At 66.6% G+C, this 20,542-nt stretch carries 28 protein-coding genes; 14 read left to right on the top strand and 14 right to left on the bottom strand.

The features are described from left to right. Positions 1 to 17: 17 nt before the first annotated feature. The gene (locus GGR43_RS00220) at positions 18 to 566 is read right to left on the bottom strand and encodes a glutathione peroxidase (RefSeq protein WP_188069936.1); all 549 of its coding nucleotides are present in this window, start codon (positions 564 to 566) and stop codon (positions 18 to 20) included. A 373-nt stretch (positions 567 to 939) separates the two neighbouring features. Next, the gene (locus GGR43_RS00215) at positions 940 to 1,200 is read right to left on the bottom strand and encodes a helix-turn-helix domain-containing protein (protein ID WP_246343252.1); all 261 of its coding nucleotides are present in this window, start codon (positions 1,198 to 1,200) and stop codon (positions 940 to 942) included. A 102-nt stretch (positions 1,201 to 1,302) separates the two neighbouring features. Here GGR43_RS00215 and GGR43_RS00210 point away from each other — a divergent pair, with 102 nt between their 5' ends. Next, positions 1,303 to 1,920 carry a helix-turn-helix domain-containing protein gene (locus GGR43_RS00210; RefSeq protein WP_188069935.1) on the top strand — a complete coding sequence of 206 codons (618 nt, stop codon included), beginning with the start codon at positions 1,303 to 1,305 and terminating at the stop codon, positions 1,918 to 1,920. 12 nt (positions 1,921 to 1,932) lie between these two features. Here the strand turns inward: GGR43_RS00210 and murA are convergent, their stop codons facing one another. The 8 genes from murA to GGR43_RS23695 all read right to left on the bottom strand — a co-directional run bounded on the left by murA (position 1,933) and on the right by GGR43_RS23695 (position 7,328). Next, on the bottom strand, positions 1,933 to 3,216 hold the full coding sequence (murA, locus tag GGR43_RS00205) for a UDP-N-acetylglucosamine 1-carboxyvinyltransferase (RefSeq protein ID WP_188069934.1): 1,284 nt from the start codon (positions 3,214 to 3,216) through the stop codon (positions 1,933 to 1,935). A gap of 48 nt (positions 3,217 to 3,264) precedes the next feature. Next, positions 3,265 to 4,266 (bottom strand): LLM class flavin-dependent oxidoreductase, encoded by a 1,002-nt coding sequence (locus tag GGR43_RS00200; RefSeq protein ID WP_188070323.1) that lies wholly within the window; start codon positions 4,264 to 4,266, stop codon positions 3,265 to 3,267. Between the two features lie 310 nt (positions 4,267 to 4,576). After that, positions 4,577 to 4,993, bottom strand: a complete 417-nt coding sequence (locus tag GGR43_RS00195) for a SufE family protein (protein WP_188069933.1) — start codon at positions 4,991 to 4,993, stop codon at positions 4,577 to 4,579. A gap of 179 nt (positions 4,994 to 5,172) precedes the next feature. Continuing rightward, complete coding sequence (gene pspC / locus GGR43_RS00190) at positions 5,173 to 5,553, bottom strand: envelope stress response membrane protein PspC (RefSeq protein WP_188069932.1); 381 nt, start codon at positions 5,551 to 5,553, stop codon at positions 5,173 to 5,175. 1 nt (position 5,554) lies between these two features. Beyond that, entirely contained in the window at positions 5,555 to 5,857 is a 303-nt protein-coding gene (pspB, locus tag GGR43_RS00185; RefSeq protein WP_188069931.1) for an envelope stress response membrane protein PspB, read from the bottom strand. A 4-nt stretch (positions 5,858 to 5,861) separates the two neighbouring features. Beyond that, entirely contained in the window at positions 5,862 to 6,581 is a 720-nt protein-coding gene (gene pspA / locus GGR43_RS00180) for a phage shock protein PspA (protein WP_188069930.1), read from the bottom strand. An 89-nt stretch (positions 6,582 to 6,670) separates the two neighbouring features. After that, positions 6,671 to 7,147: an energy transducer TonB gene (locus tag GGR43_RS00175; RefSeq protein WP_188069929.1), complete on the bottom strand. Its 477-nt coding sequence runs from the start codon at positions 7,145 to 7,147 to the stop codon at positions 6,671 to 6,673. A gap of 49 nt (positions 7,148 to 7,196) precedes the next feature. Continuing rightward, entirely contained in the window at positions 7,197 to 7,328 is a 132-nt protein-coding gene (locus tag GGR43_RS23695) for a hypothetical protein (protein ID WP_281392385.1), read from the bottom strand. A 1-nt stretch (position 7,329) separates the two neighbouring features. Between GGR43_RS23695 and pspF the strand changes: the two genes are divergently transcribed. From pspF to GGR43_RS00155, 4 genes are all read left to right on the top strand, one after another. After that, a complete protein-coding gene (gene pspF, locus GGR43_RS00170) occupies positions 7,330 to 8,364 on the top strand; it encodes a phage shock protein operon transcriptional activator (RefSeq protein WP_188069928.1) in 1,035 nt (344 codons plus the stop codon). A 161-nt stretch (positions 8,365 to 8,525) separates the two neighbouring features. Beyond that, a complete protein-coding gene (locus tag GGR43_RS00165) occupies positions 8,526 to 9,140 on the top strand; it encodes a superoxide dismutase (protein ID WP_188069927.1) in 615 nt (204 codons plus the stop codon). A 79-nt stretch (positions 9,141 to 9,219) separates the two neighbouring features. Beyond that, entirely contained in the window at positions 9,220 to 9,429 is a 210-nt protein-coding gene (locus tag GGR43_RS00160) for a hypothetical protein (protein ID WP_188069926.1), read from the top strand. 123 nt (positions 9,430 to 9,552) lie between these two features. After that, positions 9,553 to 9,882 (top strand): hemerythrin domain-containing protein, encoded by a 330-nt coding sequence (locus GGR43_RS00155; RefSeq protein WP_188069925.1) that lies wholly within the window; start codon positions 9,553 to 9,555, stop codon positions 9,880 to 9,882. Positions 9,883 to 10,009: 127 nt separating this feature from the next. Here the strand turns inward: GGR43_RS00155 and ispZ are convergent, their stop codons facing one another. From ispZ to dapF, 4 genes are all read right to left on the bottom strand, one after another. Next, a complete protein-coding gene (gene ispZ / locus GGR43_RS00150) occupies positions 10,010 to 10,651 on the bottom strand; it encodes a septation protein IspZ (protein WP_188069924.1) in 642 nt (213 codons plus the stop codon). Beyond that, entirely contained in the window at positions 10,644 to 11,579 is a 936-nt protein-coding gene (gene ftsY / locus GGR43_RS00145) for a signal recognition particle-docking protein FtsY (protein WP_188069923.1), read from the bottom strand. Before ftsY ends, ispZ begins: the two co-directional genes overlap by 8 nt. Continuing rightward, a complete protein-coding gene (mtaB, locus tag GGR43_RS00140; RefSeq protein ID WP_188069922.1) occupies positions 11,572 to 12,819 on the bottom strand; it encodes a tRNA (N(6)-L-threonylcarbamoyladenosine(37)-C(2))-methylthiotransferase MtaB in 1,248 nt (415 codons plus the stop codon). The genes ftsY and mtaB overlap by 8 nt, the downstream gene beginning before the upstream one ends. A gap of 135 nt (positions 12,820 to 12,954) precedes the next feature. After that, on the bottom strand, positions 12,955 to 13,761 hold the full coding sequence (gene dapF / locus GGR43_RS00135) for a diaminopimelate epimerase (protein ID WP_188069921.1): 807 nt from the start codon (positions 13,759 to 13,761) through the stop codon (positions 12,955 to 12,957). Positions 13,762 to 14,029: 268 nt separating this feature from the next. Here dapF and ffh point away from each other — a divergent pair, with 268 nt between their 5' ends. From ffh to GGR43_RS00090, 9 genes are all read left to right on the top strand, one after another. After that, entirely contained in the window at positions 14,030 to 15,502 is a 1,473-nt protein-coding gene (gene ffh, locus GGR43_RS00130) for a signal recognition particle protein (protein WP_188069920.1), read from the top strand. A 55-nt stretch (positions 15,503 to 15,557) separates the two neighbouring features. After that, complete coding sequence (rpsP, locus tag GGR43_RS00125) at positions 15,558 to 16,025, top strand: 30S ribosomal protein S16 (RefSeq protein ID WP_188069919.1); 468 nt, start codon at positions 15,558 to 15,560, stop codon at positions 16,023 to 16,025. A 24-nt stretch (positions 16,026 to 16,049) separates the two neighbouring features. Then, complete coding sequence (gene rimM, locus GGR43_RS00120) at positions 16,050 to 16,553, top strand: ribosome maturation factor RimM (RefSeq protein ID WP_188069918.1); 504 nt, start codon at positions 16,050 to 16,052, stop codon at positions 16,551 to 16,553. Between the two features lie 30 nt (positions 16,554 to 16,583). Then, positions 16,584 to 16,880 carry an antitoxin gene (locus tag GGR43_RS00115; RefSeq protein WP_188069917.1) on the top strand — a complete coding sequence of 99 codons (297 nt, stop codon included), beginning with the start codon at positions 16,584 to 16,586 and terminating at the stop codon, positions 16,878 to 16,880. A gap of 6 nt (positions 16,881 to 16,886) precedes the next feature. Then, entirely contained in the window at positions 16,887 to 17,273 is a 387-nt protein-coding gene (locus GGR43_RS00110) for a type II toxin-antitoxin system VapC family toxin (protein ID WP_188069916.1), read from the top strand. Then, complete coding sequence (trmD, locus tag GGR43_RS00105; protein WP_188069915.1) at positions 17,273 to 18,019, top strand: tRNA (guanosine(37)-N1)-methyltransferase TrmD; 747 nt, start codon at positions 17,273 to 17,275, stop codon at positions 18,017 to 18,019. The genes GGR43_RS00110 and trmD overlap by 1 nt, the downstream gene beginning before the upstream one ends. Next, the gene (gene rplS / locus GGR43_RS00100) at positions 18,016 to 18,384 is read left to right on the top strand and encodes a 50S ribosomal protein L19 (protein ID WP_188069914.1); all 369 of its coding nucleotides are present in this window, start codon (positions 18,016 to 18,018) and stop codon (positions 18,382 to 18,384) included. Before trmD ends, rplS begins: the two co-directional genes overlap by 4 nt. A 157-nt stretch (positions 18,385 to 18,541) precedes the next feature. Then, positions 18,542 to 19,429, top strand: coding sequence for a UDP-2,3-diacylglucosamine diphosphatase (locus GGR43_RS00095; protein ID WP_188069913.1), 888 nt, complete (start codon positions 18,542 to 18,544; stop codon positions 19,427 to 19,429). A 23-nt stretch (positions 19,430 to 19,452) separates the two neighbouring features. Continuing rightward, positions 19,453 to 20,538: a glycosyltransferase family 4 protein gene (locus GGR43_RS00090; protein ID WP_188070322.1), complete on the top strand. Its 1,086-nt coding sequence runs from the start codon at positions 19,453 to 19,455 to the stop codon at positions 20,536 to 20,538. The last annotated feature ends 4 nt before the right edge of the window (positions 20,539 to 20,542 follow it).

The raw sequence follows: 20,542 nt of genomic DNA, 5'->3' as shown, positions 1-20,542 counted from the left end.
GCCAGAAGCGAATTACACTATTTCGCCAGTTCCGCCTCGATCGCGGCGACCAGTTCCGGGTCGTCGGGCGTGGTGCCGGGGGTGAAGCGCGCGGCGACGCTGCCGTCGCGGGCGATCAGGAACTTCTCGAAATTCCACAGCACCTCCGGATCCTCGGTCGGCGTCATGCCGAAGCCGCGCAGCTTCTCGCGGAAGCTGTCGGCGTCGCCCTGCTTGTCCGGCTGCGCCTGCGTCAGCGCCGCATAAAAGGGATGCTTGCCCTCGCCGGTCACCGCGATCTTGGAGAACATCGGGAAATCCACGCCGAAATTGGTGGTGCAGAAGGCGCTGATTTCCTCGTCCGTCCCCGGTTCCTGCCCGGCGAAATCATTGGCGGGAAAGCCGAGCACGGCAAAGCCCCGGTCGCGATAGGCGCGGTGCAGCGCCTCCAGCCCTTCATATTGCGGGGTAAGGCCGCATTTGGACGCCACATTGACGACCAGCAGCACCTTGCCGCGATAATCGGCGAGCGAACTCTCCTTGCCGTTGATCGTCTTCAGCGGAATGTCGGCGAGATTCTGGGGCATGGTCTGTTCTCCTCGGAGGGTAGCGAAACCCCGAGGATAGGCGATCCCGCCCGGCTGGCAATATGCCGTGCGATCGGATGCGGTTATTCCGGCAGCAGCAGCCACAGCAACAGCATCAGGATCGGAACCCAGCACAGGGCGCCGCCAATCAGCAGGACCGCGCAGCCAGCCTGAAATTCTCCCCCGGCAGAGGCTTCATGTCAGGAACGCGCATGACGACCTCGTGGGGCAAGGGGCGCGGCACGGGAACGGGACGGGCGCGGCGGCGTTGGAGAGGCGGATCGCGCTTCGCGCACCTCGAAACCGGAACGATATGAAATGGCGTGAATTGCGACCGGGCGTTTCGCCCTTCCCCCTTTGTTGAAAACCTCCATCAGCGGGTCTTGTTATTTAGGCGGTGTGCATCGCCATCCTTTTGACTATATTCCGAATGTTCGGATTTCGAAAATTCGGAAACAGGCTGCGATATGACGGATTTAATGGCTTCCTCGACCCTTGCGCTGTGGCGCCCCCGCAGCAGGTCGTGGACGGACTTGGCGGGCAGATTGAACCGGCGTTCGAAGGCGGAGACCGACATGAACCGCTTGCGGATCGCGGCCTTGATATCCTCTGGGTGCATCTTGGAAAGTTTCATATGATCATTCCGAAATATCGTAACGATAAATCGGATATTCCGAAAAACAAAAGGCGTCAATCGCATACAACCCAAAATCCGATGGGATTGAGACTGATCGGATTGCTCGGAAATCGAGATTTCGGATGGCTGGCGCGGGAAACCGGAATTCCGGTCAGCACCCTGAGCGATTATGTGCATCGAGGCATCTCCAAGACGGACAATGCCGTCCGTATAGCCGCGGCGCTGGGGGTGACGGTCGATCATCTGGTGACCGGCAGAATGGACAACGGCGCCGTCCCGGCGCCGCTGTCGCCGGACGACCACGCGGAATGGGAGCAGATACCCTTTTTCGAGGTGCGGACCGTCGCCATCGCCGGAAAGGGGCAGCCCCTCTACCGGCATCCCTTTCGCCGGGACTGGCTGGGGCGGATGCAGTGCCAGCCCGACGCCGGATGGCTGACCAGCCTGCCGTCCGATTATGCGGCGGCCGACCTGCGCGAAGGGGACATCATCCTGTGCCGGGATGCGCGGATCGAGGAGCTTGTCGCCCACGCGCTCTATATCTGGCAGGCGGACCGCTCGCTCTTCGTCGCCCGCTATCAGCCGCTCTCTGCGCTGGAGCAGGTGGGGGATCGCGCCGGCGAGCGCTATGTCACGCAACAGGTGATCGGCTCGGGCGATGGCTATGCGGCGCCGATCGCGCGTCTGCTGGCCGTCGTCCTGCACAAGGCGGGATAGGCCGCAGGGGGATCAGCCGTCGCTGCTGCGCTCGATATCCGCGCCGGCGGCGGAGAGCTTTTCCTCCAGCCGCTCATAGCCGCGATCGAGATGATAGACGCGGTTGACCTGCGTTTCCCCCTCGGCCGCCAGCCCGGCGAGAATGAGGCTCATCGACGCGCGCAGGTCGGTCGCCATCACCGGCGCGCCGGTCAGCCTCTCGACCCCGCGCACCACCGCCGTGCGGCCGTTGACGCTGATGTCCGCGCCCATGCGCGCCAGTTCGGGCACGTGCATGTAGCGGTTCTCGAAGATCGTCTCGGTCAGCACGCTCGCGCCGTCGGCGAGGCAGAGCATCGCCATGAACTGCGCCTGCATGTCGGTGGGGAAGGCAGGAAAGGGCGCGGTGGAGAGGGTCAGCGGCTTCAGCCGGCCATGGGCGGCGACGCGGATCGAATCGCGCTTCGCCTCGACCTCGACGCCGCAGTCGCGCAGCGCGGCGAGCACCGCCTGCATGTCGTCGGCATGGGCGCCGACCAGTTCGACATCGCCGCCGGTGATCGCCGCCGCGCAGGCATAGCTGCCCGCCTCGATGCGGTCGGGCATCACCGCATAGGTGGCGCCGTGCAGGCGCGGCTTGCCGTGAACGACCAGGCGGTCGGTGCCGATGCCCTCGATATCCGCGCCCATCGCGACGAGCAGCTTGCACAGGTCGACGATCTCCGGCTCCCGCGCAGCTTTCTGCATCACGCAGGTGCCGTTCGCCAGCACGGCGGCCATCAGCGCATTCTCGGTCGCGCCGACCGACACCACCGGGAAGGTGAAGTCGCCGCCGGGCAGGCCGCCGTCGGGCGCGGTCGCCTTCACATAGCCCGCCGCGATCTCGATGATCGCGCCGAACGCCTCCAGTGCCTTCAGGTGCAGGTCGATCGGCCGGTTGCCGATCGCGCAGCCGCCGGGCAGCGACACGGTCGCCTCGCCCGCGCGGGCGAGCAGCGGGCCGAGCACGAGGATCGACGCGCGCATCTTGCGCACGATGTCATAGGGGGCGACGGTCGAGGTGATCCGCCCGGCGCGCAGCGTCATCACCCGGCCGAAATCCTCCGGCCGCGCGCCCTCGATCATCGTCGAGGCGCCGAGCTGGTTGAGCAGATGGCCGAAGCTGTCCACATCGGCGAGGCGCGGCAGGTTGCGCAGCGTCACCGGCTCATCGGTCAGCAGCGCGCAGGGCAGCAGGGTCAGCGCGCTGTTCTTGGCGCCGGAGATGGGAAGGCGGCCGGTCAGGCGATTGCCGCCGCGGATGATGATGCGGTCCATCGTCCGGCTATTACCGGTTAATGCGGTGCGCGCAAGGGGGGCGAGCGGTCACGCGGAGAGAATATCCGCCTGCCGCGCCGCCTCCATCGCGAGGGTGAGGGAGCGGCGCCGCGCGGCGGGATCGTGGATCATGCCGCCCAGGATGATCTCGTCCATCCGCGTGCGGCGGACGAAGGCGGCGAGGTCGCGCGCCACATCCTCCACCGTGCCGATGCTCCATGTCTGCATCATATGGGCGAGCATCGCGCGGAAGGGCTCCGGCAGGCTGTCATAATAGCCCGGCACCGGCGGCCTGATCCGTGCGGGCTGGCCGCTGCGCAGCGCGACGAAGCTCTGCATCATCGAAGAGGCGATGAGGTCCGCTTCCTCCTTCGTATCGGCGGCGAAGACGTTGAAGCCCGCCATCACCAGCGGTTCGCGCTGTTGCGCGGAAGGTTTGAAGTCGCGGCGATAGACGTGCAGCGCCTCGTCCAGCGCGTCGGGCGCGAAGTGGGAGGCGAAGGCATAGGGCAGGCCGAGATGGGCGGCGAGCTGCGCGCCGAAGAGGCTCGATCCCAATATCCAGATCGGCACATGGCTGCCCGCACCGGGCACCGCCTCGAAGCCGGGGCTGGGGTCGCCCGCCAGATAGGCCTGCAATTCCAGCACATCCTGCGGGAAACGTTCCGCCCCGCCCGCAAGGGTCCGGCGCAGCGCGCGGACGATATGCTGGTCGGTGCCCGGCGCGCGGCCGAGGCCGAGATCGACGCGGCCGGGGAACAGCGCGTCGAGCGTGCCGAACTGCTCGGCGATGGCGAGCGGCGCATGATTGGGCAGCATGATGCCGCCCGCGCCGATGCGGATGCTCTTCGTCGCTGCGCCGATATGGGCGAGCACCACCGAGGTGGCGGCCGACGCGATACCGGGCATGCCGTGATGCTCCGCCGTCCAGTAGCGGTGATAGCCCAGCGCCTCGGCATGGACGGCGAGGTCGGCGGCGTTGGCCAGGGCCTGGGACACGGTGCCACCTTCGACGACGGGCACCAGATCGAGAACGGAGAGCTTTACCATCGCGCCCATATGGGGTGCGCGGGCCGAGGGTCAATTCGATTGGTTCGAAACTTCGGAAAAAGGCGCTGGCGGCATGGCTGATTTCGGCCGGGAGCGGACGTAGAAGATTGGTTTCACGCGGAGGCGCGGAGACGCGGAGAGATAGTAGCGCGAAGCGCTTTCCCTCGTCATTCACGCCGGCAACCGACGCAAGGAGAATGAAATGGGGCCTGCGGCCCGGAACGTCCTTCTCCGCGCCTCCGCGTCTCCGCGTGAACTTTCTACTCCAGCACGATATGTCCGCTAACCATCCAAACCGGACTAGATCCCCTCACGCGTAGCGCGCCGCCGTCTGGCGGATCAGGGCGATCATGTTGGGGATGCCCTGCGTGCGGTTGGAGGAAAGCTGGTTGCGCAGGTCGAACGGCGCGAGCGCGCCCTCTATGTCGACCGCGCCGATCTCCGCGGGCAGGCGGTCCTGCACCGTCTGCAACACCAGCGCGATGATGCCCTTGGTGATCGCCGCATTGCTGTCGGCGAGGAAATGGAGCCGCCCGTCGTCCAGCAGCGTGGGGTAGACCCACACCGCCGCCGAGCAACCCCGCACCAGCGTCGCATCGGTCTTGAGCGCGTCGGGCATCGGCTCCAGCGCCTTGCCGAGGTCGATCAGCAGCCGATAGCGATCATCGGCGTCGAGAAACTCATATTCCTCATAGAGGTCGGCAAGGGGCGAGACTGTGTCGGACATGGCGGCGATATAGGCGGAAAATCGCGCGGCGTAAGCCCCCTAATGGCAGGGAATCATGCTTGCCTTCCCATCGCGTCATGCCAGCGCAGGCTGGCATCGGTGGAGACGGCGCGCACCATGGCCGGCGGCCCCGGCCTGCGCCGGGGCGACGGTGGAGCGGAGGTCCACCGCTCCTGCCGTCAGCGCAGCGAGTCGATCTCCCGCGCGAGGCGGGCGTTGGCGCTGGTATAGTGCAGCTCGATATCCGACAGGCGCCGGTCGATGTCGCGGAAGCGGGCGCGCACTTCCTTTGCGCTGCGGCGGGGGTTGGTGCGCACGCCCTGCCAGAATTGAGCGTCCTCGCTGGTGTCGTAGAGGTCGAGCGGCTTGGGCGAGGCCAGCCATGCGGCGACGAAATAGGCGATCAGCGTCCACGGAAACCCGCCCAGCACCGTCAGCACGATCGCGCCGACGCGGACCCAGGTGACGTCGAGGCCGGTATAGTCGGCGATGCCGGAGCAGACGCCCAGCCATTTGCCGTTCTGCTTGTCGAGGTAGAATTTGGTGCGGCTCGCGCTCATGTCAGTTGCTCCTGCGATAGGTGTTCGGGTCGGCGTCCGGCCCGGCGTCGAGCGGGGACGGGGCGCGCCTCGGCGTGAAGTCGGGCCCTTTGAAGTCCGGGTAATCGGCGGCGATGATGCGCTCCACGGTGATGAGGCGTTCCTCCAGCCGCCGGGCGGTGTCGTGCAGCGCGTCCAGCATCATCTCGTCGTCGCGGGTGAGGCTGGAGGCGGCGCGCCATTTGGTGAGGTGGTGGAGGACGATCCACGGCAGGCCGATGAACAGCATCCCCACGATGATGACGGGAAGCAGGAAATCCTCCATCGGATCAGCCTTCCGTCCTGTCGGCGCCATCCTGCGGCGCAGGGGCCGCCGGGGCGTCCGCCGTGCCGGAGGAACGGGCCTTCAGCGCGGCCAGTTCCGCCTCGACCTTGTCGTTCATGCGCAACTCGGCGATCTCCTCCTCCAGCGTCCTGGGCCGGGCGCCCAAGCTGAGCGACTCGGCATGGCCCTCGGCCAGGTCGACCCGGCGTTCGAGCAGCTCGAACCGGGCAAAGGCCTCGCGGGTGCGCTCGCCCGCATACATTTCGCGCAGGCGGATGCGGTTCTGCGCGCCTTCCATGCGCTTGACGAGGCTGTTCTGCCGCGCGCGCGCCTCCTGCAACTTCATCTGCAGCTTGGAGATATCGTCCTCGGCGGCGGTCAGCGCCTCGTCCAGCTCGGCGATCTCGCCTGCCAGCTGCGCGGCCATGTCGGCGGCCTTCTGCTTCTCGACCAGCGCGGCCTTGGCCAGATCCTCGCGGTCCTTCGACAGCGCGAGCGCGGCCTTTTCGGTCCAGCCCGCCTGCGCCACCTCCAGCTTGGCGATGGCACGGCGCATCTCCTTCTGGTCGGCGATGGTGCGCGCGGCGGAGGCCCGCACCTCCACGAGGGTTTCCTCCATTTCGAGGATGATCATGCGGATCATCTTCGCCGGGTCTTCCGCGCGATCGAGCATGTCGGTCACATTGGCGGCGATGATGTCGCGGGTGCGGGAAAAAATACCCATGGTCGGTTCACTCCTTCAACGTCTCTATAATCCCGTTTGCCGGGGCGGAGCGCAAGGGACGGTTATACCCTCCGCCCCGGCGGCGATGCTCAGCTGTCGGGTTGCCGGGCACCGGTCTTGTTGGCGAGCATCACGCGCTGTTCCTCGCGCCAGGCCAGGACCTTGCGCTCCGCCTTCTTCTGCATGTCGGCGGTCACCGTGCGGTTGAAGCCGAGCACCATCGCGACGGTGACGGTGCGGCCGGGAGCGGGGTAGGCAATGGCGCGCGCGGTGCGCAGCGCTTCCTGGTCGAAATCCTTCCAGCCGGCCGATTGCACGATATCGGTGGCCAGTATCTTCCCGGCGGGGTCGAGGGTGACGGCAACGGTGACGACATCGCGGCGGCGCTCGTCGGGCGCATTGGGCAGCCGCATCGTGCGGTCGATGCCCTTTTCGACGCGGGCGCGGAAATCGGCGCCATCGTCCCTGGCCTGCGCGGCGCCGGCGAGGCCGAGGCCAAGCGAGAGGGCCAGCGCACTCGCGACGAGGTGGCGGCCGGTGTTGTGGAAAATGCTGGTGGTGCTCATCTGTCTTCCCCTGATCCTGAATTTTCGACCCGCTGCGTTCCGCCACGGGTCATGCCCATGAAGTTGCATGAGGCGTGCCAATTTCAGGAAGCGGCGGATTTCCGCCATTTTCGGTCGGTGAGGCGGAAAACAGGGAAATAATATTTGCCAATAGTTGGCGAAAAATGCCAATATTCGGCATTATGGATCGACCTTCCTTCATCGGCCAGTCCCTTCCCTTTCTGGATGCGATAGAACAGGCTGGGCGGGCGGCGATGCTCGACCGGCCGGTGCTGGTGATCGGCGAGCGCGGCACCGGCAAGGAACTGATCGCGCAGCGGCTGCACCATCTGTCCCACCGCTGGGACCGGCCGCTGGTGACGATGAACTGTGCGGCGCTGCCCGAAACGCTGATCGAGGCGGAGCTGTTCGGTCATGAGGCGGGCGCCTTCACCGGCGCGACGCGGGCGCGGGCGGGACGATTTGAGGAAGCGGACGGCGGCACGCTGTTCCTCGACGAACTGGGCACGCTGTCGATGGCGGCGCAGGAAAGGCTGCTGCGCGTGGTCGAATATGGCGAGGTGACGCGCATCGGCGCGTCGCGGCCGATTTCGGTCGATGTGCGGATCGTCGGCGCGACCAACGAGAATCTGCCGCGCGCCGCCGCCGCGCAGCGCTTTCGCGCCGACCTGCTCGACCGGCTGTCGTTCGAGGTCATTACGCTGCCGCCGCTGCGCGCACGCGACGGGGATGTCGCGGTGCTGACCGAGCATTTCGGGCGGCGCATGGCGGCGGAACTGGGCTGGCAGGGCTGGCCCGGCTTTTCGGTGGAGATGATGGCGCTGCTGGAGGCGCATGACTGGCCGGGCAATGTCCGCGAATTGCGCAATGTGGTGGAACGCGCCGTCTATCGCTGGCCCGACGAGGAGCGGCCGGTCGGCGCGATCGCGCTCGATCCCTTCGCCTCCCCCTGGGCGCCCGCCGGAGGGAAGGGGAGTGCGCAGGCCCCGTCCCCGTCCCCGTCGTCGGCCAAGTCCGCGCCCGACGCCCCGCCCACCGCCGAGTCGCCCGCCGCCCTCCCGTCCGGGGGGGTGCGCGCGGCGGTCGCCGCCTATGAGCGCGGCCTCATCGAGCAGGCGCTGGCCCGCCATCGCCACAACCAGCGCGCGACGGCGAAGGCGCTGGGCCTGAGCTACGACCAGTTGCGCCATTGCATGCGCAAATATGGGCTGGGCTGATCGCCATAGCCGTACTCGATCACAGTAAACGAAAACTTTGCCCAATTGCGGCTTGCAAATTAGCCTGAGCATGTCGATTACGCAGGGGCATAAGAGTCTTGAACCTTGCGTCCTCTCCCGCGTTGGCGGGGGGATGCACGGAAAAAAGAGGAGAACGTCACATGGCTTTTGAACTTCCCGCCCTTCCCTATGCCAAGGACGCCTTTGGCGACCTGATCTCGGTCGAGACCTTCGACTATCATCACGGCAAGCATCACAACGCCTATGTGGTGAAGGCGAACGAACTGGTGGCGGCCGACCCGGCGTTGCAGGGCAAGTCGCTGGTCGAGCTGATCCGCTCCTCCAAGGGCGGCCTGTTCAACCAGGTCGGCCAGATCTGGAACCACAGCTTCTACTGGCAGTGCCTGTCGCCCACGCCGACCACGCCGAGCGCCGAATTGCAGGCGAAGATCGACGAGGCCTTCGGCAGCACCGACGAACTGATCAAGAAGCTGCAGGCCGAGGCCGTCGGCCATTTCGCCAGCGGCTGGGCCGCGCTGAACCTTAAGGACGGCAAGCTGGAGGTGACCTCCTACCACGACGCCGACACGCCGGTCGCCCATGACGGCGTGCAGCCGCTCTTCATCTTCGACGTGTGGGAGCATGCCTATTATATCGATTACCGCAACGCGCGCCCGACCTATGCGGAAATGCTGCTGAAGAATGCGGTGAACTGGGATTTCGTGTCGCAGAATCTGGACGGCCAGGGCGTTTCGCGCGCCGATCAGCCCGCCTGATCGCCTTCAGGCCGACACGGATCATCATGGCAAGGCCGCTTCCGCAGGGGGCGGCCTTCCTCATTGGAAGGAAAGTCTCATGAACGACAGCTACAGCTTCACCTTCACGGCGGACGAGGCGGAAATCCTGATCGACGCGCTGGAGGCCGATCTGGAAGGCTATGAGGAATCGGTCCGCGACGCGCGCGCCAATGGCAGCCGCACCGACGTGGCGACCTTCTCGGAAGCGGCGGAGCGGATCAAGGCGGTGCGCGACAAGATTCGCGCCGTGGTCGGCAGCGAGGATTGACCTTTGTGACGCGGGGGCGGGGCGCGCAGGGGCGTGACGGCCTGCCATTTCCCGCCTTGGCGAAAATAAATATTAGGATTCATTCCGTTATCTCCCTGCTGGCAAGGATCATGGGGACTATCGGTGGATATCGACGCACTGCGCGCGCAACATAATGAACTGGCGGAACTGGCCCATCAGCTGCTGGCCGTGATCGCGCGGGAACAGCCGCAAAAGGTCGCCGCGCTGCGCTGGCGGCTGGCGCGACTGCTGATCGCCCATCTGTCGGTGGAGGATCGCTATCTCTACCCGGCGATGATCGCCCAGGCTGGCCCGGCAATGCCGGTGGCGGAACGGTTCCGGGGCGAGATGGGCGGGCTGGCGAAGGAGTTCACCGCCTATCTCCGCCGCTGGACCGATCAGGGTATCGCGCGCCATGGGCGATCTTCCGCGAGGATACGCAGCGGCTGCTGAACGCGCTGACCGACCGCATCCGGCGCGAGAATGAGGAGCTTTATCCGCGCGCGCCCGTCGGATGGCGGGGCATCGGTGCGGCGGTCGCCAACGCCGCTTGAAATCGGGACTCGGAACCTGGCGGCCCTTACCCCTGCGGCGGGTCGCCTTGCGCGGCGGCTTCCTCGACCGTTTCGCCCTTGTCGAGCTTCAGCCCATATTTCATCAGCATCGGGATGTTGGCGGCGGCGAAGAGGAAGGACACGATCGTCACCCCCCACACCTTCACCGCCAGCCAGGTGTCGAAGCTCAGCGCCGCGCGCATGATCTCGTTCGCCACCGCCATGGCGATGAAGAAGATCGCCCAGTTGCGCGACAGCTTGCGCCAGCCTTCCTCGCTCAACCCGTCATAGGCCGCCTGCAGCAGATATTTGAGCAGCGGCTTGCCGCGCGCGAGGCCGATGAGCAGCATCGCGGCGAAAAAGCCGTAGATGATCGTCGGCTTGATCTGGATGAAACGCTCGTCGTGGAAATAGATGGTGAGGCTGCCGAAGAACAGGATCAGCACCGCCGACAGCCACAGCATAGGCGACACGCGGCCCAGCTTCACCTTCGACACCACCACCGCGATGGCGATGGCGGCCATGAAGGCGCCCGTGCCGACGATCATTCCCCAGAATTTATAGGCGACGAAGAATATCAGCAGCGGCCCGAAATCGAGCGCGAGGCTGAGATTGCCGCTATGCGCGGGCTTGCCGGCGGGCGCGGAAGGGGGGGCGGCGTCAGGCATAGGCGCTCCCCGCGATCGCCTTCGCCATGTCGGCCGGGTCGAACGGGCGCAGGTCGTCGATCGTCTCGCCCACGCCGATCGCATGGATGGGCAGGCCGTATTTCTCCGCCGCGGCGACCAGCATGCCGCCGCGCGCGGTGCCGTCGAGCTTGGTCATCACGAGGCCCGTCACCTGCGCGACCTCCTTGAAAACCTCGATCTGGGACAGCGCGTTGTTGCCGGTGGTGGCGTCGAGCACCAGCACCACGTCATGCGGGCTGGCCGGGTCGAGGCGGCCGAGCACGCGGCGGATTTTCGCCAGCTCGTCCATCAGCTCGCTGCGGTTCTGGAGGCGGCCCGCCGTATCGACGATCAGGATATCGATATTCTGCTCGGTCGCTTGGCGAACCGCCTCGAAGGCGAGACCGGCCGCATCGCCGCCTTCCTTGCCCGCGACGATGGGGACGCCGATGCGTTCCGCCCAGACCTTCAATTGCCCGATCGCGGCGGCGCGGAAGGTATCGCCCGCCGCCAGCATGACCGAGCGGCCCTGTTCCTGAAAGCGCTTGGCGAGCTTGGCGATGGTCGTCGTCTTGCCCGATCCGTTGACGCCGATGACGAGGATCACCTGCGGCCGCGCGGCCCTGAATTCCAGCGGCCGCGCCACCGGGGTCAGTACCTTCTCGATCTCCTCTGCGATGATCTCGCGGATATATTCCTCGGTCAGCACCTTGTTGAACTTGCCCTCGGCCAGCCGGTCGCGGATGCGCAGCGCCATCGCCGGGCCGAGGTCGGAGACGATCAGCGCCTCCTCGATCTCGTCCAGTGTCTGCTCGTCCAGCGCGGCCTTGGTAAAGACGCTGGTGAGGTTGGTGCCCAGCTTCTCGGATGTGCGCTTCAGGCCGCCGAACAGCTTGTCGCGCCAGCTCTTGGGTGCGGAATCACTCATATCTGGCCTCTTGCGCGATCAGCCGGTCTTTCTCAACCCCGCTGATGGCGACGCGGGCGATTTCTCCGCGTTCCAGCACGCGCGGCAGGCGGACGGGCGCGAAATTCTCGGCATGGCCACAGGAGCCGTCGCCCTCGGCCACCACCTGCTGCTCCGTCCCCACCAGCGAGGCGAGCCAGCGGGCGCGGTTGGCGGCGCAGGCCGCGCGCAGGCGGGCGGCGCGGTCCTTGATGACGGCCTTGTCCACTTGTGGCATCTTCGCGGCGGGCGTGCCTGCTCGCGGGCTGTAGGGGAAGATATGGCCGTGGACGATGGTGCAGTCGGCGACGAGCGAGAGGCTGTTGGCGAACATGGCTTCGGTCTCGGTCGGGAAACCGGCGATGATGTCGGCGCCGATGCTGATTTCCGGCCGGATCGCCTTCAGCCTCTCGACCATGCGGACGGCGTCGGCGCGGCTGTGGCGGCGCTTCATGCGCTTGAGGATCATGTCGTCGCCTGCCTGAAGCGAGAGGTGCAGATGCGGCATTACCCGTTTTTCCTGCGTGACGAGCGCGAAGAGGCGGTCGTCTATCTCCACGCTGTCGAGCGAGGAGAGGCGCAGGCGCGGCAGGTCCGGCACATGGGTCAGCAGGCGCTCGACAAGGCTGCCAAGGGTAGGCGCGCCGGGCAGGTCCGCGCCATAGCTGGTCACGTCGACGCCGGTGAGGACGATTTCCTTATAGCCTTCGTCCACCAGCGCCTTCACCCGGTCGATCACCGCGCCCGCGGGCACGGAGCGGCTGTTCCCCCGGCCATAGGGGATGATGCAGAAGGTGCAGCGATGGTCGCAGCCATTCTGCACCTCGACAAAGGCGCGGGCGCGCTCGGCAAAGGCGGTGATGAGATGCGGCGCGGTGTCGCGCACGCCCATGATGTCGGAGACGCGCACTTTCTGCGGTTCGGGCGCGAAGCTTTCCGCTTTCAGCTTTTCCCGATTTCCCAGAACGCTGTCCACCTCCGGCATCGCCGCGAACATCGCGGGATCGGTCTGCGCGGCGCAGCCGGTGACGACGATGCGCGCGTCCGGGCGCTCCCGCTTCGCGCGGCGGATCGCCTGCCGCGCCTGCCGCACCGCCTCGCCCGTCACCGCGCAGCTGTTGACGATGACGAGATCGTCCTGCCCCTGCGCAAGGCCGCGCATCGCTTCGCTTTCCGCAATGTTGAGGCGGCAGCCGAAGGTGATGAGCGTCGGGTCGGTCATAAGTCAGGGTTCCGCACCAGCCCGCTCCCCCACCCGGCCACCCAGACATGGTATCCTATTGGGAGGCCGGCCAGTATCCACGAAACATCCCCCGGATGTTTCGTTTCAAACTGACGGGGAGCGGGCTGGTGCCGTTCAAACATCGAAACTTTCCCAGTCGGCCTCGCCCGCGAAAACGGAGGTGGCGGGTCCGGTCATCCGGATGGTGCCGCCCGGCGCCCAATCGATGACGAGATCGCCGCCGGGCAGCGTCACCGTCACCGGGCCTGTCGCCAGCCCGCGCCGGATCGCGGCGACGGCGGTGGCGCAGGCGCCGGTGCCGCAGGCGCGGGTGAGGCCCGCCCCGCGTTCCCACACGATCAGGCGGATATTGCGGGGATCGAGGAGCTGCGCGAAATTGACGTTCACCCGCTCCGGGAACAGCGGGTCCTGCTCGATCAGCGCGCCGAGCCGGGCGGTGTCCACCGCGTCCAGATCGTCGACGAAGAAGATCACATGCGGGTTGCCGACATTGACGCAGGAGGGCGGCGGCAAATCCTCCCAGCTGGCCGGCATCGCCAGCGTGTCCATCGCATAGGCGAGCGGGATCGCCGCCCAATCGAAGCGCGGCGCGCCCATGTCGACGCTGGCGCCCGTGTCGGTGAGGCTCGCGTCGAGCAGACCGGCCTGCGTCTCGATCAGCACGTCCCGCCCGACGAACAGCGGGATGCAGCGCGTCGCATTGCCGCAGGCCGCGACCTCCGAGCCATCGGCGTTGAAGATGCGCATCGACACGTCGGCGCGATCCGACGGGCCGATGACGATCAACTGATCGCAGCCTATGCCGGTATGCCGGTCGGCGATGGCGCGCGCGCGGGCCTCCGTCATCTCGACCGGGCTTTCCCGCGTGTCGATCACCACGAAATCATTGCCGAGGCCGTGCATTTTCCTGAATATGCCCATGGCCGCCATGTAGGCGCGAGGCGCGCGAAAGTCCACGGCCTGCCGCCTTTCACTTGCCTTCCCGCGCATTTTCCCCTAAGCGCGCCACAGCAACCGGGCGGCTTGCGCCGTTCGGTGCCCCGATGACATCCATGGGTTGGCCGCTCCACAGGGCGCGGTGAGATGGTCCAAGGATCGACGCTGGCCGGCGAGGTTTCGCCCGCCGGCGTGTTCGTCGTTTGGGGCATGCTCAAGCTTTCCTGCGGGTTTCCCGCGACAAGAGGTGTCGATGTTCGAGTCCCTGAGCGATCGCCTGACAGGCGTGTTCGACAAGCTTCGCGGACGTGGCGCGCTGACGGAGGATGACGTCCGCGCCGCGATGCGCGAGGTGCGAATCGCGCTGCTCGAAGCCGACGTCTCGCTTCCCGTGGTGCGCGAATTCGTGGATCGCGCCACCGATCGCGCGGTGGGCAGCGACGTGCTGCGTTCCGTCACGCCGGGGCAGATGGTCGTCAAGATCGTTTCCGACACGCTGACCGAATTCCTCGGCGCCGAGAGCAGCGATCTGATGATCGACGTGACGCCGCCCGCCGTCATCATGATGGTGGGTCTGCAAGGCTCCGGCAAGACCACCTCCACCGCGAAGATCGCCAAGCGGCTGAAGGACAAGGAGCGCAAGAAGGTGCTGATGGCGTCGCTCGACGTCAACCGCCCGGCGGCGCAGGAGCAGCTTGCCGTGCTCGGTCAGCAGGCCGATGTCGCGACGCTGCCGATCATCGCGGGGCAACAGCCGGTCGATATCGCGAAGCGCGCGATGCAGGCGGCGAAGCTGCAGGGCTTCGACGTGCTGATGCTCGACACGGCGGGTCGCCTCCATGTCGATCAGGCGCTGATGGATGAGATGAAGGCCGTCGCGGACGTCGCCACGCCGCAGGAAATCCTGCTGGTGGTGGACAGCCTGACCGGTCAGGACGCGATCAACGTCGCGACCAGCTTCACCCAGCAGGTGCCGCTGACCGGCGTGGTGCTGACCCGCATGGACGGCGATGCGCGCGGCGGTGCGGCGCTGTCGATGCGCTTCGTCACCGGCACGCCGATCAAGTTCGCGGGCACCGGCGAAAAGCTCGACGCGATCGAGCCGTTCCACCCCTCGCGCGTCGCCAACCGCATTCTCGGCATGGGCGACGTGGTGTCGCTGGTCGAGAAGGCCGCCGAGGTCATCGACGCGGAAGAGGCCGACAAGCTTGCCAAGAAAATGGCGAAGGGCAAGTTCGACCTGAACGACCTGCGCATGCAGCTTCGCCAGATGCAGCAGATGGGCGGCCTCGGCGCGCTCGCCGGGATGATCCCCGGCCTCAAGAAGGCGCAGGCGGCGATGGCGCAGAGCGGCGCCAATGAAAAGACGCTGGTGCACCTCGACGCGATCATCGGGTCGATGACGCCCAAGGAGCGGGAGAAGCCCGCGCTGATCAACGCCAAGCGCAAGATCCGCATCGCCAAGGGCTCCGGCACCACGGTGCAGGAGGTCAACCGTTTGCTGAAGATGCATCAGGAGATGGAAACGGCGATGAAGAAGATCCGCAAGATGGGCGGTCTGGGCGGTCTCGCCAAGATGTTTGCTGGTGGTCTTGGGGGCGGCAAGGGCGGCGGCGCCGGCCTTGGCGGCCTGCTCGGCGGCGCCGGCGGCGCGGGGGGGCTGCCCGGTCTGGGCGGCGGCATGCCGCAGTTGCCTCCCGGTTTCGACAAGTTCATGAAGAAGTGATTTTCGGTTTTATTTTCAACATTTTGACTGGTTCAGAAAGGTAAGGTCAGGTTTTATGGCAACTTCCATTCGTCTGTCGCGCGGTGGTTCGAAGAAGCGTCCCTATTATCGCATCGTCGTCGCCGACAGCCGCGCCCCGCGTGACGGCAAGTTCATCGAGCGCATCGGCAGCTACAACCCGCTGCTCGCCAAGACCGACGAGAAGCGTATCGTGCTGGACGTCGAGCGCGCGAAATATTGGGTCGAGAACGGTGCGCAGCCGACCGACCGCGTCGCCCGCTTCCTCGACGCCGCCGGCGTGAAGGAACGCGCCGCGCGCAACAACCCGAACAAGGGCGAGCCGGGCCAGAAGGCCAAGGACCGCGCCGAGGACAAGGCCGCCAAGCTGGCCGAGGCCGAGGAAGCCGCCAAGGCTGCCGCCGAAGCCGCCAACGCCCCGGCAGTGGAAGAAGCCGCCGCCGAAGCTCCGGCCGAGGAAGCGGTTGCGAGCGAAGAGCAGGCCCCGGAACAGACCGAAGGCTGAGCCCCTTTGCCGGACCAGCCTGTCATGCCGCCTGCCGATGATCGCCCGGTCGTTCTCGCCGCGATCATCGGCGCGCATGGCGTGACGGGCGAGGTCCGCCTGAAGCTCTTCGGCGAGGGGGCGGACGCCCTGCGCGCCTATAAGGGCTTCGACGCGGGCGGGCGCGCGCTGACGCTGAAGTCGGTGCGCCCCGGCCCCAATGGCGCGGTGGCGCGGTTCGCGGAACTGACGAACCGCAATGACGCCGAGGCGCTGCGCGGGGTGGAACTGACCGTCCCGCGCTCCGCCCTGCCGCCCCTGGCGGAGGGCGAATATTATCATGTCGACCTGATCGACCTGCCCTGCGTCGCCGATACGGGCGAGGAGCTGGGCCGCGTCGTCGCGGTCGAGAATTTCGGCGCGGGCGACATCCTCGAAATCGAACGCCCCGCCGTCGAAGGCAAGAAGCCCAGGCGCTTCATGGTGCCGATCCACGCCGCGACGATAGAGGCGGAGCGCGCCGTCATTGACGCTGCCTTCGTGGAATAGTATATACATAAGGTATATACGGAGATCGCCATGAACGCCCTCAATCCCCGCGCCGCAGACGGCGGCAGGGTCACTCGCACCTTCAAGTCCGGCAACAGCGTCGCCGTGCGCCTGCCCAAGGATATGGGTTTTGTCGAGGGCGATGAAGTCACCATCATCGATCATGAGGACGGCACCTTCTCTATCTGGAAGGTGGATGACGGCCGCAAGATATTGATGAACCTGTTCGGCAGCATGTCGTCGGGCTTCATGGCCGAAGGGCGGGGGGAAGTGGAGCAGGAGGAGCGCGACTGGACGCCGCGCGGCGCCGGGCCGGATGCCGCCTGACCGCTTATGTATCTTCTCGACACCAATGCCTGCATCGACTTTCTGCTGGGACGCAGCGAGCCGCTGCGTGAGCGGATAGGCCGGCATTTCGGCACGCTTGCGGTTTCGGCAATCACCGTTGCCGAATTGCGCGTCGGCAGCCGCACGTCGAGCGATCCGCAAAGGGATGGACAGCGGATCGACAATTTTGTCGCATTGGTGGGTCTGGTGCCGTTCGATGACAAGGCGGCGGAATGCTACGGACGCGTCGTGCGCGAAGTGGGTGTCCGCCGCAAAAGCTTCGATCGCCTGATCGGTGCCCATGCCCTGTCGCTCGGCCTGACGCTGGTGACGGACAACGAAGCGGACTTCGCCGACATTCCCGGCCTGGGGCTTGAGAACTGGACGATCTGATGAGTTTCGCCGCGCAAATCCTCACTCTTTATCCGGAGATGTTTCCGGGGCCGCTGGGGCACAGCCTTGCCGGGCGGGCGCTGGCCGAGGGGAAATGGGCGTGCGAGCCTATCCAGATCCGCGATTTCGCGATCGACAGGCATCGCACCGTCGACGATACCCCGGCGGGCGGCGGCGCAGGCATGGTGCTGCGCTGCGACGTGCTGGGCGCGGCGGTGGATGCGGCGATCGAGCGGCGGCCCGGCCTGCCGGTCCTCGCGATGACGCCGCGCGGGCGCCCGATCACGCAGGCGCGGGTGCGCGAACTGGCCGAGGGGCCGGGCGTCACCATCCTCTGCGGGCGCTTTGAAGGCTTTGACGAGCGCATTTTCGAGGCCCGGCCCATAGAGCAGGTCAGCATGGGCGACATCATCCTGTCCGGCGGGGAAATGGCGGCGCTGATGCTGCTCGATGCTTGCGTTCGGCTGTTGCCCGGTGTAATGGGCGCGGCATCCAGTGGAGTCGAGGAAAGCTTCGAAAGCGGCCTCCTCGAATATCCGCATTATACCCGACCGCAAATGTGGGAGGGTCGCGCGATCCCTGAAGTGTTGCGATCGGGGGATCATGCGAAGATCGCCGCCTGGCGGAAACAACGGGCGGAGGATGACACACGGTTACGCAGGCCGGACCTTTGGGAACGTCATGGGGACGTTCGGGACCGCCCTGCCTCTGGCGCGCGACGAACAGATAGGGAAGAAGGTTCATGAACCTGATTCAGCAGATCGAGGCCGAGAACATCGCCGCCCTCGGCAAGGAAATCCCGGAATTCCGCGCGGGCGACACGCTGCGCGTCGGTGTGAAGGTGGTCGAAGGCGAACGCACCCGTATTCAGAATTTCGAAGGCGTCTGCATCGCCCGTTCCAACAAGGGCATGGGCAGCAACTTCACCGTTCGCAAGATCAGCTTCGGCGAAGGCGTGGAGCGCGTCTTCCCGCTCTATTCGCCGAACATCGACAGCGTCACCGTGGTCCGCAAGGGCATCGTGCGCCGCGCGAAGCTCTATTATCTGCGTGGCCGCACCGGCAAGCGCGCCCGTATCGCCGAACGCCGCGATACCCGCACCGAAGGCTGACGGCGCCTTACCGCATCACCGGTTTCGGAACGGGCGTGCCTTCGGGCGCGCCCGTTTTCTTTGTTGCGCTGCAACAAAACTGTCAGGGAAACGCCATCATCCTGTAACGCCCGCCTGCTAATCCGCGCCCATGCAGGGGCAAGGACAGGGAGGGCGAATGGAGGCCCTTTTCAGGCGCAACGACTGGGCGAGCGCGGTGGAAGCCGCAACCCGCATTCCCGATTGGCTCGACGTGCCGGAGCCGAAAAGCTACCGGCCCAAGCTCCGATACCGCACCGTCTGGATCTCCGATCTCCATCTGGGCACGGCGGGCTGCAATGCGGCGATGCTGCTCGATTTCCTGCGCTCGATCGAATGCGAGACGCTCTATCTGGTCGGCGACATCATCGACGGCTGGCGGCTGCGCAAGGGCTGGTACTGGCCCGACAGCCATAATGAGGTGATCCGCCGCATCCTGAAGATGGCGCACCGGGGCACGCGCGTCGTCTACATCACCGGCAATCATGACGAGATTCTGCGCGACTATGCCGGGCTGGGCTTCGGCGGCATCGACCTGCGGAACGAGGCGATCCACGTTACCGCCGACGGCCGCCGCCTGTTCGTCATCCATGGCGACGCGTTCGACGGCGTGGTGCTTTATGCCCGCTGGCTCGCCTTCCTGGGGGACCAGGCCTATTATCTGCTGCTGAAGGCGAACCGGGTCTTCAACCGTGTCCGCAAGGCGATGGGCATGCCCTATTGGTCGCTCTCCGCCTATCTCAAGCGCCGGGTGAAGAATGCGGTGCATTATGTGTGCAGCTTCGAGGAGGCCGTCGCGCATGAGGCGGCGGGGCGTGGCGTCGACGGCGTGGTCTGCGGCCATATCCACAGCGCGGAAATCCGCGAGATCGGGGATATCGTCTATTATAATGACGGCGACTGGGTCGAAAGCTGCACCGCGCTGACCGAGGACGCGCAGGGGCGCATGGCGATCCTCGACTGGGCCGAGTGGCTGCGCGAGGAGGCGCAGGGTGGCCGCGCGCAGGCGGAAGCGGTGGCGGAATGACGGGGCAGCCGCCCGCTCCGCCGCTGCGGATCGCCATCGCGACCGATGCGTGGGAACCGCAGGTCAACGGCGTGGTGCGCACGCTGCGCATGACGGTGGCGCAGCTGGAAGCGCGCGGCCATGCGGTCGGGCTGGTGACGCCGGACCGCTTCCTCACCGTGCCGATGCCCGGCTATCGCGAGATTCGCCTCGCCGTCGCGCCGCGCGCGGCGGCGCGGCGGTTGCTGGATCGCTTCGCGCCCGATGTCGTGCATATCGTCACCGAGGGGCCGATCGGCTGGGCGGCGCGGCGCTGGTGCATCGACCGGGACATCGCCTTCACCACCGCTTTCCACACCCGATTTCCCGATTATGCGGCGGTGCGGACGGGGCTGTCGGCGGACTGGTTCTGGCCGCTGATGCGGCGCTTCCACCGCCCGTCCTCCGCCGTGTTCGTATCGACCCCGCGCCTGCGCGACGAACTGGCTGGGCGGGGCATAGGCCCGGCGCGGCTCTGGTCGCGGGGCATCGACACCGGGCTGTTCCGCCCCGATGGGCCGGTCGATATGCGGCTGGCGCGCTTGCCCCGCCCGATCCTGCTCAGCGTCGGCCGGGTGGCGGCGGAGAAGAATCTGGACGCCTTTCTCGGCCTCGACCTGCCGGGCAGCAAGCTGGTGGTGGGCGACGGCCCCGCGCTGGCCGGCCTGAAACAGCGCTATCCGCAGGCGGTGTTCACGGGCGCGCTGGCGGGCGAGGCGCTGGCGGCGGTCTATCGCGCCGCCGACCTGTTCGTCTTTCCCAGCCTGACCGACACCTTCGGGCTGGTGATGATAGAGGCGTTGGCCTGCGGCCTGCCGGTCGCCGCCTTCCCGGTGCCGGGGCCGCTCGATATCATCGGCCCGGCAGGGCGGGGGCCGGAGGGTGATCTGCCCGCGCCGGTCGGGCGGCTGGACGAGGATCTGGGCGCCGCCATCGCGGCCGCGCTGCCGTTCGACCGTGCCGCCGCCGCGCGCTATGGTTGCGGCTTCCGCTGGGATGCCTGCACCGACCAGTTCGAGGATGGGTTGCGCCATGCGATGCGGGCGGTGGAGGAGTCTGTCCTGCCCCGCCCGCAGCGCATGGCAAGCTGAGGAA

The organism is Sphingobium jiangsuense, assembly GCF_014196495.1.
In the GTDB taxonomy this organism is placed as follows: Bacteria; Pseudomonadota; Alphaproteobacteria; order Sphingomonadales; family Sphingomonadaceae; genus Sphingobium; species Sphingobium jiangsuense.
The sequence above is the reverse complement of the archived record's forward strand: the minus strand, read 5'-3'. Positions and strand labels throughout refer to the sequence as shown.

Excerpts from the sequence above, each read along its gene's own strand:
- GGR43_RS00220 (WP_188069936.1), bottom strand. The coding sequence starts at position 566 with ATGCCCCAGAATCTCGCCGACATTCCGCTGAAGACGATCAACGGCAAG.
- GGR43_RS00215 (WP_246343252.1), bottom strand. The coding sequence starts at position 1,200 with ATGAAACTTTCCAAGATGCACCCAGAGGATATCAAGGCCGCGATCCGC.
- murA (WP_188069934.1), bottom strand. The coding sequence starts at position 3,216 with ATGGACCGCATCATCATCCGCGGCGGCAATCGCCTGACCGGCCGCCTT.
- GGR43_RS00200 (WP_188070323.1), bottom strand. The coding sequence starts at position 4,266 with ATGGTAAAGCTCTCCGTTCTCGATCTGGTGCCCGTCGTCGAAGGTGGC.
- GGR43_RS00195 (WP_188069933.1), bottom strand. The coding sequence starts at position 4,993 with ATGTCCGACACAGTCTCGCCCCTTGCCGACCTCTATGAGGAATATGAG.
- pspC (WP_188069932.1), bottom strand. The coding sequence starts at position 5,553 with ATGAGCGCGAGCCGCACCAAATTCTACCTCGACAAGCAGAACGGCAAA.
- pspB (WP_188069931.1), bottom strand. The coding sequence starts at position 5,857 with ATGGAGGATTTCCTGCTTCCCGTCATCATCGTGGGGATGCTGTTCATC.
- pspA (WP_188069930.1), bottom strand. The coding sequence starts at position 6,581 with ATGGGTATTTTTTCCCGCACCCGCGACATCATCGCCGCCAATGTGACC.
- GGR43_RS00175 (WP_188069929.1), bottom strand. The coding sequence starts at position 7,147 with ATGAGCACCACCAGCATTTTCCACAACACCGGCCGCCACCTCGTCGCG.
- GGR43_RS23695 (WP_281392385.1), bottom strand. The coding sequence starts at position 7,328 with ATGCCGAATATTGGCATTTTTCGCCAACTATTGGCAAATATTATTTCC.
- pspF (WP_188069928.1), top strand. The coding sequence starts at position 7,330 with ATGGATCGACCTTCCTTCATCGGCCAGTCCCTTCCCTTTCTGGATGCG.
- GGR43_RS00165 (WP_188069927.1), top strand. The coding sequence starts at position 8,526 with ATGGCTTTTGAACTTCCCGCCCTTCCCTATGCCAAGGACGCCTTTGGC.
- GGR43_RS00160 (WP_188069926.1), top strand. The coding sequence starts at position 9,220 with ATGAACGACAGCTACAGCTTCACCTTCACGGCGGACGAGGCGGAAATC.
- ispZ (WP_188069924.1), bottom strand. The coding sequence starts at position 10,651 with ATGCCTGACGCCGCCCCCCCTTCCGCGCCCGCCGGCAAGCCCGCGCAT.
- ftsY (WP_188069923.1), bottom strand. The coding sequence starts at position 11,579 with ATGAGTGATTCCGCACCCAAGAGCTGGCGCGACAAGCTGTTCGGCGGC.
- mtaB (WP_188069922.1), bottom strand. The coding sequence starts at position 12,819 with ATGACCGACCCGACGCTCATCACCTTCGGCTGCCGCCTCAACATTGCG.
- dapF (WP_188069921.1), bottom strand. The coding sequence starts at position 13,761 with ATGGGCATATTCAGGAAAATGCACGGCCTCGGCAATGATTTCGTGGTG.
- ffh (WP_188069920.1), top strand. The coding sequence starts at position 14,030 with ATGTTCGAGTCCCTGAGCGATCGCCTGACAGGCGTGTTCGACAAGCTT.
- rpsP (WP_188069919.1), top strand. The coding sequence starts at position 15,558 with ATGGCAACTTCCATTCGTCTGTCGCGCGGTGGTTCGAAGAAGCGTCCC.
- rimM (WP_188069918.1), top strand. The coding sequence starts at position 16,050 with ATGCCGCCTGCCGATGATCGCCCGGTCGTTCTCGCCGCGATCATCGGC.
- GGR43_RS00115 (WP_188069917.1), top strand. The coding sequence starts at position 16,584 with ATGAACGCCCTCAATCCCCGCGCCGCAGACGGCGGCAGGGTCACTCGC.
- GGR43_RS00110 (WP_188069916.1), top strand. The coding sequence starts at position 16,887 with ATGTATCTTCTCGACACCAATGCCTGCATCGACTTTCTGCTGGGACGC.
- trmD (WP_188069915.1), top strand. The coding sequence starts at position 17,273 with ATGAGTTTCGCCGCGCAAATCCTCACTCTTTATCCGGAGATGTTTCCG.
- rplS (WP_188069914.1), top strand. The coding sequence starts at position 18,016 with ATGAACCTGATTCAGCAGATCGAGGCCGAGAACATCGCCGCCCTCGGC.
- GGR43_RS00095 (WP_188069913.1), top strand. The coding sequence starts at position 18,542 with ATGGAGGCCCTTTTCAGGCGCAACGACTGGGCGAGCGCGGTGGAAGCC.